The sequence below is a fragment of the Halomonas sp. THAF12 genome (assembly GCF_009363675.1).
GTDB lineage: Bacteria > Pseudomonadota > Gammaproteobacteria > Pseudomonadales > Halomonadaceae > Halomonas > Halomonas smyrnensis.
In genome coordinates this window covers 70,626-84,280 of record NZ_CP045399.1, presented here as the reverse complement: position 1 = coordinate 84,280, position 13,655 = coordinate 70,626, and the positions used below count along the sequence as shown (strand labels likewise).

At 70.3% G+C, this 13,655-nt stretch carries 13 protein-coding genes; 6 read left to right on the top strand and 7 right to left on the bottom strand.

Features of this window, described 5'->3' with window-relative positions; translation table 11 throughout:
• Positions 1–33: 33 nt before the first annotated feature.
• Positions 34–426 carry a VanZ family protein gene (locus tag FIU88_RS00365; protein WP_152477764.1) on the bottom strand — a complete coding sequence of 131 codons (393 nt, stop codon included), beginning with the start codon at positions 424–426 and terminating at the stop codon, positions 34–36.
• Positions 419–1,495 (bottom strand): uroporphyrinogen decarboxylase, encoded by a 1,077-nt coding sequence (hemE, locus tag FIU88_RS00360; RefSeq protein WP_152477763.1) that lies wholly within the window; start codon positions 1,493–1,495, stop codon positions 419–421. The genes FIU88_RS00365 and hemE overlap by 8 nt, the downstream gene beginning before the upstream one ends.
• 137 nt (positions 1,496–1,632) lie before the next feature.
• Between hemE and ribA the strand changes: the two genes are divergently transcribed.
• From ribA to FIU88_RS00345, 3 genes are all read left to right on the top strand, one after another.
• Positions 1,633–2,268: a GTP cyclohydrolase II gene (gene ribA / locus FIU88_RS00355; protein WP_152477762.1), complete on the top strand. Its 636-nt coding sequence runs from the start codon at positions 1,633–1,635 to the stop codon at positions 2,266–2,268.
• Between the two features lie 72 nt (positions 2,269–2,340).
• Positions 2,341–3,012, top strand: coding sequence for a hemolysin III family protein (locus tag FIU88_RS00350; RefSeq protein ID WP_016854114.1), 672 nt, complete (start codon positions 2,341–2,343; stop codon positions 3,010–3,012).
• 229 nt (positions 3,013–3,241) lie between these two features.
• Complete coding sequence (locus tag FIU88_RS00345; protein WP_152477761.1) at positions 3,242–3,532, top strand: hypothetical protein; 291 nt, start codon at positions 3,242–3,244, stop codon at positions 3,530–3,532.
• A 121-nt stretch (positions 3,533–3,653) separates the two neighbouring features.
• Here the strand turns inward: FIU88_RS00345 and FIU88_RS00340 are convergent, their stop codons facing one another.
• The 5 genes from FIU88_RS00340 to FIU88_RS00320 all read right to left on the bottom strand — a co-directional run bounded on the left by FIU88_RS00340 (position 3,654) and on the right by FIU88_RS00320 (position 9,312).
• Positions 3,654–5,198, bottom strand: coding sequence for a Na+/H+ antiporter NhaC family protein (locus FIU88_RS00340; protein WP_152477760.1), 1,545 nt, complete (start codon positions 5,196–5,198; stop codon positions 3,654–3,656).
• 167 nt (positions 5,199–5,365) lie between these two features.
• The gene (djlA, locus tag FIU88_RS00335; protein WP_040477862.1) at positions 5,366–6,133 is read right to left on the bottom strand and encodes a co-chaperone DjlA; all 768 of its coding nucleotides are present in this window, start codon (positions 6,131–6,133) and stop codon (positions 5,366–5,368) included.
• Complete coding sequence (dxs, locus tag FIU88_RS00330) at positions 6,130–8,100, bottom strand: 1-deoxy-D-xylulose-5-phosphate synthase (protein WP_152477759.1); 1,971 nt, start codon at positions 8,098–8,100, stop codon at positions 6,130–6,132. The genes djlA and dxs overlap by 4 nt, the downstream gene beginning before the upstream one ends.
• 35 nt (positions 8,101–8,135) lie before the next feature.
• Positions 8,136–9,023, bottom strand: coding sequence for a (2E,6E)-farnesyl diphosphate synthase (ispA, locus tag FIU88_RS00325; protein ID WP_152477758.1), 888 nt, complete (start codon positions 9,021–9,023; stop codon positions 8,136–8,138).
• Positions 9,010–9,312, bottom strand: coding sequence for an exodeoxyribonuclease VII small subunit (locus FIU88_RS00320; protein WP_152477757.1), 303 nt, complete (start codon positions 9,310–9,312; stop codon positions 9,010–9,012). The genes ispA and FIU88_RS00320 overlap by 14 nt, the downstream gene beginning before the upstream one ends.
• A gap of 296 nt (positions 9,313–9,608) precedes the next feature.
• Here FIU88_RS00320 and serA point away from each other — a divergent pair, with 296 nt between their 5' ends.
• From serA to FIU88_RS00305, 3 genes are all read left to right on the top strand, one after another.
• Complete coding sequence (gene serA / locus FIU88_RS00315; protein ID WP_152477756.1) at positions 9,609–10,859, top strand: phosphoglycerate dehydrogenase; 1,251 nt, start codon at positions 9,609–9,611, stop codon at positions 10,857–10,859.
• A gap of 154 nt (positions 10,860–11,013) precedes the next feature.
• Complete coding sequence (locus FIU88_RS00310) at positions 11,014–11,994, top strand: rhodanese-related sulfurtransferase (protein WP_152477755.1); 981 nt, start codon at positions 11,014–11,016, stop codon at positions 11,992–11,994.
• 286 nt (positions 11,995–12,280) lie between these two features.
• A complete protein-coding gene (locus FIU88_RS00305) occupies positions 12,281–13,630 on the top strand; it encodes an 8-oxoguanine deaminase (RefSeq protein WP_152477754.1) in 1,350 nt (449 codons plus the stop codon).
• Positions 13,631–13,655: the final 25 nt, after the last annotated feature.

Sequence of the window (13,655 nt, the reverse complement as noted above, 5' to 3'; positions counted from 1 at the left end):
ACCATGGCCGCCGCGGCGGCCGTACGGGGACGTCTAGGCGCGCCCGGGCAGCAAGGCCCTCCGCAGGCCGGCCAGCACCAGCACCGCGCAAGCGGCGCCCAGGGTATTGGCCAAGATATCGGCGGGATCGCCGCCGAAGCGCCCGGGCACCGCGATCTGGGCGAACTCGATCGCCACGTCGAACAGCGCGGCCGCGGCGAAGGCCATTGTCAGGCGCAGCCCGGCCAGCCCGCCGAGCCCGGCGATGGCGGCGTAGCCGAGGAAGTGGTTGAGCTTGTCCCAGGGCAGCGAGCGCGGCAGCTCGTCGCTCGGCATCAGGCTGCCCCAGGCCACCGTCAGGGCCGCCGCCAGCGCCAGCCCGGCCCACAGGCGGCGCCGGTCGTGCCAGCGCCGCAGCAGGTCAATGAGCCGGGCGGGCTCAGTCATGGGCGATGCGTTGGTGATAGGCCGGGCTCAGCTCGTGCAGGGCGTCCATGAAGGCACTGACGCGGTCCGGGTCGGTGAACTGGCTGATGCCGTGGCCCAGGTTGAACACGTGGCCGGGGCCCTCGCCGTAGCTGTCGAGGATGCGCGCCACCTCGGCGCGGATCGCCGACGGCCGCGAGAACAGCACGTTGGGGTCCAGGTTGCCCTGCAGGGCGACCCGGTGGCCGACCCGCTCCCGGGCGACGGACAGCTCGGTGCTCCAGTCCAGCCCCAGGGCGTCGGCGCCGGAGGCCGACATCTCCTCGAGCCACTGACCGCCGTTCTTGGTGAACAGGATCACCGGCACCTTGCGCCCCTCGTGCTCGCGGATCAGCCCGGCGACGATCTGCTCCATGTAGCGCAGCGAGAACTCCAGGTAGGCCGGCGTCGAGAGCGCCCCGCCCCAGGTGTCGAAGATCTGCACCACCTGAGCGCCGGCGCGGATCTGGGCGTTGAGGTAGTCGGTGACCGCGTGGGCCAGGGTGTCGAGCAGCCGGTGCATGGTGTCCGGCGTGTCGTAGAGCATCGCCTTGACGTGGCGGAAGTCCTTGCTGGAGGCGCCCTCCACCATGTAGGTGGCCAGCGTCCAGGGGCTGCCGGAGAAGCCGATCAGCGGCACCCGGCCATTGAGCTCGCGGCGAATCGTGGAGACCGCGTTCATCACGTAGTCGAGGTCGCGCTCGGCGTCGGGCACGGTGAGCGCGTCCACCGCCTCGGCGGTGCGCACCGGCTTGCGAAACTTGGGCCCCTCGCCGGTCTCGAAGTAGAGCCCCAGGCCCATGGCGTCGGGGATGGTGAGGATGTCCGAGAACAGGATGGCGGCATCTAGCGGATAGCGCTCCAGCGGCTGCAGGGTGACCTCGCAGGCCCGATCGCGATCGCGACACAGGTCCATGAAGCTGCCGGCCTGGGCCCGCACCTCGCGGTATTCCGGCAGGTAGCGGCCGGCCTGGCGCATCATCCACACCGGGGTGCGGTCCACGGGCTGCCGCGCCAGGGCGCGCAGAAGGCGATCGTTCTTGAGTTCCATGCGGGCGCTCATCCACGGAAAATGTGGCGCCATTGTAACCCATCGGAACCGCACGGGCTGCTCGTGAGCCCGTCATCGTCCTGATAGAATGCGGGCATATCCATCGGCCACGCCATGGTCATGCATCGAGGTACATCGTGACGATTCGCTACATCGCCGCCTCCCGGCTGCCCACTCCCTGGGCCACCTTCACCATGCACGGCTTCGAAGACGAGGCCACCGGCAAGGATCACATCGCCCTGACCCTGGGCGACGTCGATGATGGCGCGCCGGTGCTGGGCCGTGTGCATTCCGAGTGCCTGACCGGCGACGCCCTGTTCTCGATGCGCTGCGACTGCGGCTATCAGCTGCAGGAAGCGCTCAAGCGCATCGCCGCCGAGGGCCGCGGCGTGCTGCTGTATCTGCGTCAGGAAGGCCGCGGCATCGGCCTGCTCAACAAGATCCGCGCCTATCACCTCCAGGACCAGGGGGCCGACACCGTGGAAGCCAACGAGCAGCTCGGCTTCGATGCCGACCTGCGCCGCTACGACCTCTGCCTGCCGATGCTCGAGCAGCTGGGCATCGGCGCGCTCCGGCTGATGACCAACAACCCACGCAAGGTCGACGCCCTGACCCAGGTCGGCGTCGAGGTCAGCGAGCGGGTGGGGCTGACCACCGGGCTCAACCCGCACAACGAGCACTACCTCTCCACCAAGGCCGGCAAGCTCGGCCACATGATGGCGCTGGACGACTTCACCCAGGCCAGCGACGTGGATATCGAGCGCAAGTCCTGATCGACTCCGCACTGATCTGACGGGAACCTCCCCTTCGACGCCGCCGTCGAAGGACAAAGGGAGGTGCCCGTCATGCCTCGACCCTCGCCCCGCGACGATCCCGGCTACTCGCTCCTCGAGGAGCTGCTGCACAGCGTCAGCCATGGCGTGGGCGCCCTGCTCAGCGTCGCCGGGCTGGTGACGCTGATCGCGCTGGGCAGCCGCGAACTGACCGGCGGCCCCTACAAGCTCACCGCGGTCTCCCTCTACGGCACCACCCTGGTGCTGCTCTACACCGCCTCCACCCTCTACCACGGCACGCGCCATCCCGGCCTCAAGCGCGCCTTCCGCCTGCTCGACCACTGCGCGATCTACGCCCTGATCGCCGGCACCTACACGCCCTTCCTGATGGTCAACCTGCGCGACTCCGTGGGCGCGCCGCTGCTGGCGGTGATCTGGACCCTGGCCGTGGCCGGCATCGGCCTGAAGGTCATGCGCCCCTTCGCGCTGGGCGGCCTGCACATGGGCAACTACCTGCTGATGGGCTGGCTGATCGTGCTCGCCGCCGGCGAACTTCCGACCGCCTTCACCGCCACCGGTCTGGCGCTGCTGGTCGGCGGCGGGCTGACCTACTCGCTGGGCCTGGTGTTCTTCGCCGTCCGCGCCATTCCCTACAACCACGCGGCCTGGCACCTGTGCGTGATGGGCGGCAGCGCCTGCCACTTCGCCGCCGTGGTCGTCGACGTGCTGCCCCATCCGGGCTGATGCCCTCCCCGCGCTCGCGCGGTCAGAGGCTCTCGCAGGCTGCTCGCGCCCCCTCGACGGCGTGGGCCGGGCCGAGATAGGCCGGCTTTATCGGCGCTATAGCTAACAGTACTCTTGTTTATCTTTAGCATGCTACTATAATTCTCCTCATCGAACGGCCCGGGACACACCGGATGCCACACGAAACAAAGACCGACCGAAAAGACCGACGAGAGAGAGGAGACACCTCATGAAGACCAAGATGATCGCCGCCAGCCTGCTGCTCGCCGCCCTGCCCCTCGCCGCCCAGGCCGACAACGCCTCCGAGCGCGCCCTGATGCTGAATCCGGAGCCGCTGTCCACCGCGACCGCCCAGGGCGCCGCGGCGCAGGACGCCAGCCAGGAAGACGTCGTCGCCACCTGGGGCGCCAGCGAGGCCATGGCCCAGGCGCGCCTGCGGCTGAACGCCCAGCGGCAGCAGACCCACATCGCCTCCAGCGGCGATGCCACCGAGCTGGCCCGCCAGGCCACTCAGGGCTGAGGAAACCACCTCACCCGCCCGGCTGACAGCCACATCGCGACCGCCTCCCGGCGTCCCGATGCAAGAAGCCCCCGACCTCGGTCGGGGGCTTCTTCGTGTTGGCGCATGCGGCCAGGCGCGATCAGGCGGCGGCCCGCTCGGCCGGCAGGCCCCAGCAGCGACGCAGCACCAGGGCCGTGGCCACCATCGCGACGGCGCCGGTGGCCCCGCCGATCGGGGCGCTGCCGGTCAGGCCGGCGACGAAGAACGCCAGGATGCCGGCCAGGCCCGCGGTGACCGCATAGGGCAGCTGGGTGCGCACGTGATCGATGTGGTCGCAGGACGACCCCGCCGAGGACAGGATGGTGGTGTCCGAGATCGGCGAGCAGTGATCGCCGAAGATGCCGCCGCTGAGCACCGCCGCGATGGCCAGCGCCAGCGGCAGGTCCATGGCCATGGCCACCGGCATGGCGATGGGGATCAGGATGGCGAAGGTGCCGTAGGAGGTGCCGGTGGTGAAGGCCACCAGGGCGCCGATCAGGAACAGCAGCACCGGCACCAGGCTCGGCGCGATGCTGGCCTCGGCCAGGGTCACCAGGTAGTCGGCGGTGCCGAGCTCGGTGGTCACGCTGCCGATCGACCAGGCCAGGGTGAGAATGATGTAGACCAGGGTCATGCTCTTGATGCCGTCGACCACGATCTCCATGGCCTCGCGGAAGTCGAACAGCTTCTGGGCCATGCCCATGACGAGCCCCACGGCCACCGCCACGAAGGTGGCGATCAGGATCGACTGGCCGCCGTCGGCCTCGCCCACCGCGGTGACCAGGTCGTTCTCGGGGAAGTTGCCGGTCCACAGGAAGAGCGGGGGAATCATCCCCACCAGCACGCCGATCGGCACCAGCATGTTGCGCTTGCGAGACTGATGTTCCGGCACCGAGACCATCTCCTCGACCTCGTGGCCGGAGGGCGGGTTGGCGCCCTCGGCCATCACCTCGCCGGTGGTGCGGGCGCGCTGCTCGGCGCGGGCCATCGGGCCGTAATCGCCCTGGGTGACGACCAGGAAGACGATCAGCCCCAGCGCCAGCCAGGCGTAGAAGTTGAGCGGGATCGACGACAGGTAGATCAGGTACTCGGAGCCCTCGAGCCCCAGGGTCGCAAGCTGGGTGCCGATCAGACCCATCACGAACACCACCCAGGTGGAGACCGGCCCCAGCAGGCACATCGGTGCCGAGGTGGAGTCCACGATATAGGCCAGCTTCTCCCGCGAGACGCGCATGCGGTCGGTGATCGGGCGCATCACGCTGCCCACGGTCAGGGCGTTGAAGTAGTCCTCGAAGAAGATCAGCACCCCGAGCCCCAGGGTCGCGCCCTGGGCGCCGCGCCGGGAGGCGACCCGGGCGGAGATCGCGCGGGCGATCGCCTGGGCGCCGCCGGTGCGCTGCAGCACGCCGATCAGCACGCCGAACAGGCCGCAGTAGATCAGCACCGTGACGCTCCATTCGTCGCCGACGCTGGGAATGATGAAGTCGCCGAAGCTGTCGTAGAGGCCGGCCGCGGGGTTGCCGCCCGCCAGCATGGTGGCGCCCAGCCAGACGCCACAGAACAGCGCCGGAATGACGTTGCGCGTCACCAGCGCCAGCAGGATGGCCAGCACGGGCGGCAGGAGGGAAAAGGCTCCGAATGACATCAGGGGAATCTCCGGGGTCGTCATGTCGTTCGCCGCGGTCACGGCGAGGCGCATCCTAGGGGGCACGGAACGATCCGGCAAGCACGATCTCGCCTCGCCTCCCGATGCAAGAAGCCCCCGACCGAGGCCGGGGGCTTCTTCGCGTTGACGCATGCTGCCAGGGGCGATCAGGCCGCGGCGCGGGCCTTGCGGATGCGCTCGTAGGCGTTGCCGATCTCGCTGGTGCGCTCCTTGGCCACCTCGCGCATGCTCTCCGGCATGCCCTTGGCGGCGAGCTTGTCGGGGTGGTTCTCGCTCATCAGGCGGCGATAGGCCTTCTTGATCTCGGCGTCGCTGGCGTCCGACGACACCCCCAGCACCCCGTAGGCCTCCTCCAGCGAGGGGCCGGACTCGGCCGCCGCGCCGGCGCCACCGCCGCCGCGAAGCATCGCCTCGATGCGGGCGATCTCCTCCTCGGAACAGCCCAGCCCGCGCATCACCCGCGTCAGCATCTCGTGCTCGGCGGGATGCAGCTGGCCGTCGGCGGCGATCGCCGCCAGCTGCACCTGCAGGAACACCTGACGCAGCGCCGGCTGGGCGCCGACGATCTGGCGCACCTTGGCCAGCTCGGCGTCGAGGTCGAAGTCCGCCGCCTTGCCGCGGTTGAAGTCGGTCCGCGCCTTGGCGCGCTGCTGCTCGTTGAGGCGCAGGCGGTCCCACAGGGTGCGCGAGGCCTCGAGCTCGTCCTCGGAGACCCGGCCGTCGGCCTTGCACAGGCAGCCCATGACCGCGAAGGTCGATTCGAGGAACTGCGCCTGCACCCCGGCCAGCTTGCCGAGCATGCTCTTGCGCAGGCGGCGCGCCAGCCAGTAGCCCAGGCCGCCGCCGATCAGCAGGCCCAGCGGCCCGCCGATCAGGAAGCCCAGCAGGGCGCCGATGAATATCATGATTCTCATGAGGCTTCTCCCGATTGGGTGGCATCGCCCGCCAGCCGGCGGCGGATCGCCGCCTCGATGCCATCGGCGTCGAGGCCGCACTCGGCCAGCAGCTCGGCGGGCTTGCCGTGTTCGACGAAGGCGTCGGGCAGCCCCAGGTTGAGCACCGCGCCGCGGTGGCCCTCCGCCATCAGCAGTTCGTTGACGCCGCTGCCGGCGCCGCCGGCGACCACGTTCTCCTCCAGGGTCACCAGCAGGTCATGCTCGGCGGCGGCGGCCAGCACCGCCGCGCGGTCCAGCGGCTTCACCGAGCGCATGTTCAGGTGGCTGGCGTCGAGCCGCTCGGCCACCTCGGCGGCCGGGACGTTGAGGCTGCCGAAGGCCAGCAGGGCGACCCTCGGGCCCCCGCCGCCGGCGCGCCGGCGGGTCTGCGCCTCGCCGATGGCGAGCGGCTCGAGGTGCGCCGGCATCTCGCTGCCCGGGCCGGTGCCGCGCGGATAGCGCACCGCGGCGGGGCCGGCGTGATGGTAGGCGGCGCTGAGCATGGCCCGGCACTCGGCCTCGTCGGCCGGCGCCAGCACCACCAGGCCCGGCACGCAGCGCAGGAAGGACAGGTCCATGGCGCCGTGGTGGGTCGGGCCGTCCTCGCCGACCAGGCCGGCGCGGTCGATGGCGAAGGTCACGTCTAGCTCCTGCACCGCCACGTCGTGGATCAGCTGGTCGTAGCCGCGCTGCAGGAAGGTGGAGTAGATCGCCACCACCGGCTTCATCGCCTCGCAGGCCATGCCGGCGGCCAGCGTCACCGCGTGCTGCTCGGCGATCGCCACGTCGAAGTAGCGCTCCGGGTATTCCTGGGAGAAGCGGATCAGGTCGGAGCCCTCGCGCATCGCCGGGGTGATGCCGATCAGCCGCTCGTCCGCCGCCGCCATGTCGCACAGCCAGTCGCCGAAGACGTTGCAGTACTTTTTCGGTTTGGGCTTAGGCCTGGGTTCCGACTCGGGCGCAGGCGCCGGCTTGAGCGGCGGCGGGGTGTCCTTCTTCTGCGGCTCGCCCTTCTCCAGCTTGGTGATCGCGTGGTAGCCGATGGGATCGGCCTCGGCGGGCAGGAAGCCGCGGCCCTTGCGGGTCTTCACGTGCAGGAACTGCGGGCCGTCCAGGTCGCGCATGTTGCGCAGGGTGTGCAGCAGCGCCGGCAGGTCGTGGCCGTCGATGGGGCCGATATAGTTGAAGCCCATCTCCTCGAACAGCGTGGCCGGGCTGACCATGCCCTTCATGTGCTCCTCGGTGCGCCGCGCCAGCTCCAGCGCCCCGGGCAGGTGCGAGAGCACCTTCTTGCCGCCCTCGCGCATGCTGGTGTAGGGCTTGCTGGCCAGTATCCGTGCCAGGTAGCTGGCCAGGCCGCCGACGTTCTCGGAGATCGACATCTCGTTGTCGTTGAGCACCACCAGCAGGTTGGCGTCGACATGACCGGCGTGGGCCAGGGCCTCGAAGGCCATGCCCGCGGTCAGGGCGCCGTCGCCGATCACCGCGCAGGCGCGGCGGTTCTCGCCGCGGGCCCGGGACGCCAGCGCCATGCCCAGCGCCGCGGAGATCGAGGTGCTGGAGTGGCCGACGCCGAAGGTGTCGTACTCGGACTCGGCGCGCCGCGGGAAGGCGGCCAGCCCGCCGTACTGGCGGATGCCGGTCATCGCCTCGCGGCGCCCGGTGAGGATCTTGTGCGGATAGGCCTGGTGGCCGACGTCCCACACCAGGCGGTCGTGGGGCGTCTCGAGGGCATGATGCAGCGCCACGGTGAGCTCCACGACGCCGAGGCCGGCACCGAAGTGCCCGCCCGAGACGCCCACGCTGTAGAGCAGGTAGGCGCGCAGTTCGTCGGCCACCCGGGCGAGCTGGGCATCGTCCATGGCGCGCAGGGCGGCCGGCGTTTCCAGGGTGTCGAGCAGCGGCGTGGCCGGGCGCTCGAGCGGAATGTCATCGAACAGCTTCATGAAGACTCTATCTGTCAGGGCGGCCGCGGGCCGCCTCAGTGGTCACGCTCGATCATGTATCGGGCCAGTTCGGCCAGGGGCGCGGCGGCCTCGCCCAGCGGCGCCAGCGACGCCACGCCCTCCTCGACCAGCTCGTCGGCCCGGGCCCGCGCGCCCTCGAGCCCCAGCAGGCTCGGATAGGTGGGCTTGGCGCGGGCGGCGTCGGCGCCGGAGGCCTTGCCCAGCGTCTCGGTGTCGCCGGTGACGTCGAGCACGTCGTCATGGACCTGGAAGGCCAGGCCGATGGCCTCGGCGTAGCGCGCCAGGGCCGCCAGCCGGGGGTCGTCGTCGGCCACCGCGACCAGGCCCCCCAGGCGCACCGCGGCGCGGATCAGCGCGCCGGTCTTGTGGCGATGCATGGTGGCCAGCGCGGTGACATCAGGGTGGCCGCCCACCGCGGCCAGGTCCAGCGCCTGTCCGGCGACCATGCCGTCGCGGCCGGCGGCGTGGGCCAGGGTGGCGATCATCGCCGGCAGCCGCGGATGGGCGGTCTCGGCCAGCACCTCGAAGGCCAGTGCCTGGAGGGCGTCGCCGGCGAGGATCGCCGTGGCCTCGTCATAGGCGCGATGCACCGTGGGCTGGCCGCGGCGCAGGTCGTCGTCGTCCATCGCCGGCAGGTCGTCGTGGACCAGCGAGTAGGCGTGGATCAGCTCCAGGGCCGCGGCCGGGGCGTCCAGCTCGGCATCGTCGGCGCCCAGGGCGCGGCCGGCGGCGTAGACCAGCACCGGCCGCAGCCGCTTGCCACCGACCAGCACGCCGTGGCGCATCGCCGCCTCGAGGCGGGCATCGGCCACCTCCCGGCGGGCGAAGAGCGTCTCCAGGCGGGCATCGGCCCGTGCGCGATCGGCGGCCAGTCGCGCCACCAGGGTGTCAGCGTTCACCATCGTCCTCCGCGGGCGGGGCGAAGGGCTGCAGATCGATGCCGCCGCCCTCGCCTTCGGTCAGGGTGCGCACCTTGAGTTCGGCCTCGTCGAGGCGGCGCTGGGCGTCGCGGGTCAGGCGCACGCCCTTCTCGAAGGCTTCCAGCGAGCCCTCGAGGGTCAGTTCGCCGGACTCCAGCCGCTCCACCAGCGCCTCCAGACGCTCGACGGTCGCGGCGAAGTCCGCCGGTGCGGCCTCGCCTTCGGAGGGGCCGTCTGCCTCGCCCCGGGGCCGGCTTTGCTGTTCCGCCATGGCTTTCCTCGTCGGTCGCTCCCACCATGAGGGCGACAGTATACACGCTCCCCCCCGGGGGTCGTCTGCCCCGGACGTGCCGGGCCGAACGGCTCCGCACGGCACGCCGGGCGGGCCTCATCATGCATGCGGCTCAAGTCGGCGACGCAGCATTTTCATCCCGGGATTTCCGCGCTGTGGTAGCATGTGCCACCTCATATTCGAGCCGACAGCGGTTCAGGCTTCCGCCCTGGCGAAGGGCGCCAGCACCGGCCTGAGCGGCATGCGGCGCGCACCGTAGAAGGGTTGATTCGACCATGGCCAAGACGTCCCTGGACAAGAGCAAGATCAAGATCCTGCTGCTCGAGGGCATCCACCAGAGCGCGGTGGACCACTTCCTCAATGCCGGGTACACCAACATCGAGCACCTGCCGACCTCGCTGGACGAGGAAACGCTGATCGAGAAGATCCGCGACGTCCACTTCATCGGCCTCCGCTCCCGTACCCAGCTCAACGAGCGCGTGTTCAGCGCCGCCGAGAAGCTGGTGGCCGTGGGCTGCTTCTGCATCGGTACCAACCAGGTCGACCTGGACGCGGCCCTGGTGCGCGGCATCCCGGTCTTCAACGCCCCCTACTCCAACACCCGCTCGGTGGCCGAGCTGGTGCTGGCCGAATCGATCATGCTGCTGCGCGGCATCCCCGAGAAGAGCGCCCGTGCCCACGAGGGCGGCTGGCTGAAGTCGGCCAAGAACTCCCACGAGGCCCGCGGCAAGGTGCTCGGCATCGTCGGCTACGGCAGCATCGGCGCCCAGCTCTCGGTGCTGGCCGAGTCGCTCGGCTTCGACGTCATCTACTACGACGTGGTGACCAAGCTCGGCATGGGCAACGCCCGCCAGGTGGGCAGCCTCGAGGAGCTGCTGGCCCGCGCCGACATCGTCAGCCTGCACGTGCCGGACCTGCCCTCCACCCGCTGGATGATCGGCGAGGAACAGATCGCGCTGATGAAGCCGGGCAGCATCCTGATCAACGCCTCCCGCGGCAGCGTGGTGGTGATCGAGGCCCTGGCCGAGGCGCTCGAGGCCGGCCGCCTCAACGGCGCCGCCGTGGACGTCTTCCCGGTCGAGCCCAAGGGCAACAACGAGGAGTTCGTCAGCCCGCTGCGCGGCCTGTCCAACGTCATCCTCACCCCGCACATCGGCGGCTCCACCCTGGAGGCCCAGGAGAACATCGGCATCGAGGTCGCCGAGAAGCTGGTGACCTACTCCGACAACGGCACCACCATCACCTCGGTCAACTTCCCCGAGGTGGCGCTGCCGTCGCATCCGGGCAAGCATCGCCTGCTGCACATCCACGACAACGTGCCGGGCGTGATGTCCGAGATCAACCGGGTGCTGTCCGAGAACGATATCAACATCCTCGGCCAGTTCCTGCAGACCAACGAGCGCATCGGCTACGTGGTCATCGACGTCAACAAGGACTACGGCCAGAAGGCACTGGAAGCGCTGAGCCAGGTCGCCCACACCAAGCGCGTGCGGGTGCTCTACTCCGAGACCAGCTTCGAGGGCTGATCGCCCGAACGCCCTCTCGCCCCGCTGACGACCCCGGCCCCTGCGCCGGGGTCGTCGCGTTCGGGCCCGGGATGCGCCCGCATCGGCGGAGCGGTAGAATGCCGCCACCCCAACCCGGTCCGTCCTTTGCGAGGACGACAACCAGGAGATCACCATGACCGCACCTCAGACCACGGGGGGCATCGTCGTTGCCGCCCTGTACAAGTTCGTCACCCTCGACGACTTCGAAGACCTGCGCGAGCCCCTGCGCCAGGCCATGCTCGAGCACGACGTGAAGGGCACCCTGCTGCTGGCCCGCGAGGGCATCAACGGTACCGTGTCCGGCACCCGCGAGGGCATCGACGCCCTGCTGGCCTGGCTGGCCCGCGACCCGCGCCTGGCCGACGTCGATCACAAGGAATCCTACTGCGACGAGCATCCCTTCTATCGCACCAAGGTCAAGCTCAAGCGCGAGATCGTGACCATGGGCGTGGACGGCGTCGATCCCAACGACACCGTCGGCACCTATGTCGATCCCGAGCAGTGGAACGCGGTGATCAACGATCCCGAGGTGCTGGTGATCGACACCCGCAACGACTACGAGGTCGCCATCGGCTCCTTCGAGGGCGCCGTCGACCCGCAGACCAAGTCGTTCCGCGAGTTCCCCGAGTACGTGAAGGCGCACTACGACCCCAGCCGCCACAAGAAGGTGGCGATGTTCTGCACCGGCGGCATCCGCTGCGAGAAGGCCTCCAGCTTCATGCTGGGCGAGGGCTTCGAGGAGGTCTTCCACCTCAAGGGCGGCATCCTCAACTACCTCGAGAAGGTGCCCGAGGACGAATCGATGTGGCACGGCGACTGCTTCGTGTTCGACAACCGCGTGACCGTGCGCCACGACCTCAGCGAGGGCGAGTACGACCAGTGCCACGCCTGCCGCATGCCGATCTCCGCCGAGGACCAGCGCTCCGAGACCTACGAGCCCGGCGTCAGCTGCCCGCACTGCTTCGACTCGCTGCCGGAGAAGACCCGCGCCGCCGCCCGCGAACGCCAGAAGCAGATCCGCCTGGCGAAGGAACGCGGCGAGCCGCATCCGCTGGGCCGCGATCCGCGGCAGATGAAGCCGGCGCCTCGGCCGACCGCCGACGAGACCGACTGAGCCGTCACGGCGCCCCGGGCGTCGCCGGCCTCGCCCCTCGAAACCGCCGCGCCCTCGACGCGGCGGTTTTTTTGCCCGGGCGAAAACGCCAGGCTCCGTTAGACTTTCTAAGACTTTCGTCGCGAGACGGGCTCGACAGCGCCCCGTGTTGTACACAATACTGTCCTGGTCTGCGACACAGACGCCGTACACAACACAACAAAGGCACCTGAACCAAGGCCCCGCGCCGAGACCCGACGAGGCCTGGGTAACCCTTTGTTGTCCACCGCACCCTCGGGAGGACAACATGACCGCCAATGCCCAGACCCTGTGGCTCCGCCACCCCCGCGCCTGCAGCGATCCCGCCGCCGCCGGCGGGGTGGTGATCCGCGACGAACGCATCGTCGAGGCCGTGCCGGCGGGCGCCACGCCCGCCACGCCGATCGATGCCGCCTTCGACACCTCCCGGCACGTGCTACTGCCCGGATTGGTGAACACTCACCACCACTTCTATCAGACCCTGACCCGCGCCTATTCGCCGGCGCTGAACAAGGCACTGTTCCCCTGGCTGACGACGCTCTACGACGTCTGGGCCCACCTCACCGAGGAGCAGCTGGCCGTCGCCAGCGAGCTGGCCATGGTCGAGCTGCTGATGAGCGGCTGCACCACCGTGGCCGACCACCACTACGTGTTCTCCGGCGCGCTCGAACACGCCATCGACGTCCAGGTGGCGGCCGCCCGCCGGCTCGGCGTGCGCGCCGCCCTGACCCGCGGCTCGATGAGCGTGGGCCGCGACGACGGCGGCCTGCCGCCGCAGTCGGTGGTGCAGGACGAGCGCACCATCCTCGACGAGAGCGCGCGGCTGATCGGCGCCTACCACCAGCGCGGCGACGGCGCCATGACCACCATCGCCCTGGCGCCCTGCTCGCCGTTCTCGGTGAGCCGCGAGCTGATGCAGGAGAGCGCGCGGCTGGCCGAGGCCAGAGACGTGCGCCTGCACACCCACCTGGCCGAGACCGAGGACGAGACCGCCTACTGCGAGCGGCTGTTCGGGATGCGCCCGCTGGACTACCTGGAGGCCACCGGCTGGCTCTCGTCGCGCACCTGGCTGGCCCACGGCATCCACTTCGACGACGGTGAGATCGCCCGGCTCGGCGCCGCCGGCACCGGCATCGCCCACTGCCCGTCGTCGAACATGGTGCTGGGCTCGGGGCTGTGCCGCACCCTGGAGCTGGAGGCCGCCGGCTGCCCGGTGGGCCTGGCGGTGGACGGCTCGGCCTCCAACGACCACTCCAACCTCGCCGAGGAGATGCGCCAGGCGCTGCTGCTCGGCCGGCTGCGCTACTCACCGAGCGAGGTCAGCCACGACGACGCGATCCGCTGGGCGACCCGCGGCTCGGCCGCCTGCCTGGGCCGCGACGACATCGGCGGCCTCGCCCCCGGCCAGCAGGCCGACCTGGCGCTGTTCCGCCTCGACGAGGCCCGCTTCTCCGGCGCCGAGAATCCCGTCGCCGCGCTGCTGCTGTGCGGCGCCCATCGCGCCGACCGGGTGATGGTCGCCGGCCGGTGGCGAGTGGCCGAGGGCCGGCCGCTGGGCGTCGACCTCGACGAGCTGCTGGCCCGCCACGACCGCGCGGCCCGGGCGCTGAGGGCGTAGCGAACGGCAAACCGTAAAGCGACAG

What these genes read in the sequence shown, in the direction of transcription:
- FIU88_RS00365 (WP_152477764.1), bottom strand. Translation starts at nt 426, where the DNA reads ATGACTGAGCCCGCCCGGCTCATTGACCTGCTGCGGCGCTGGCACGAC.
- hemE (WP_152477763.1), bottom strand. Translation starts at nt 1,495, where the DNA reads ATGGAACTCAAGAACGATCGCCTTCTGCGCGCCCTGGCGCGGCAGCCC.
- FIU88_RS00350 (WP_016854114.1), top strand. Translation starts at nt 2,341, where the DNA reads ATGCCTCGACCCTCGCCCCGCGACGATCCCGGCTACTCGCTCCTCGAG.
- FIU88_RS00345 (WP_152477761.1), top strand. Translation starts at nt 3,242, where the DNA reads ATGAAGACCAAGATGATCGCCGCCAGCCTGCTGCTCGCCGCCCTGCCC.
- FIU88_RS00340 (WP_152477760.1), bottom strand. Translation starts at nt 5,198, where the DNA reads ATGTCATTCGGAGCCTTTTCCCTCCTGCCGCCCGTGCTGGCCATCCTG.
- djlA (WP_040477862.1), bottom strand. Translation starts at nt 6,133, where the DNA reads ATGAGAATCATGATATTCATCGGCGCCCTGCTGGGCTTCCTGATCGGC.
- dxs (WP_152477759.1), bottom strand. Translation starts at nt 8,100, where the DNA reads ATGAAGCTGTTCGATGACATTCCGCTCGAGCGCCCGGCCACGCCGCTG.
- ispA (WP_152477758.1), bottom strand. Translation starts at nt 9,023, where the DNA reads ATGGTGAACGCTGACACCCTGGTGGCGCGACTGGCCGCCGATCGCGCA.
- FIU88_RS00320 (WP_152477757.1), bottom strand. Translation starts at nt 9,312, where the DNA reads ATGGCGGAACAGCAAAGCCGGCCCCGGGGCGAGGCAGACGGCCCCTCC.
- serA (WP_152477756.1), top strand. Translation starts at nt 9,609, where the DNA reads ATGGCCAAGACGTCCCTGGACAAGAGCAAGATCAAGATCCTGCTGCTC.
- FIU88_RS00310 (WP_152477755.1), top strand. Translation starts at nt 11,014, where the DNA reads ATGACCGCACCTCAGACCACGGGGGGCATCGTCGTTGCCGCCCTGTAC.
- FIU88_RS00305 (WP_152477754.1), top strand. Translation starts at nt 12,281, where the DNA reads ATGACCGCCAATGCCCAGACCCTGTGGCTCCGCCACCCCCGCGCCTGC.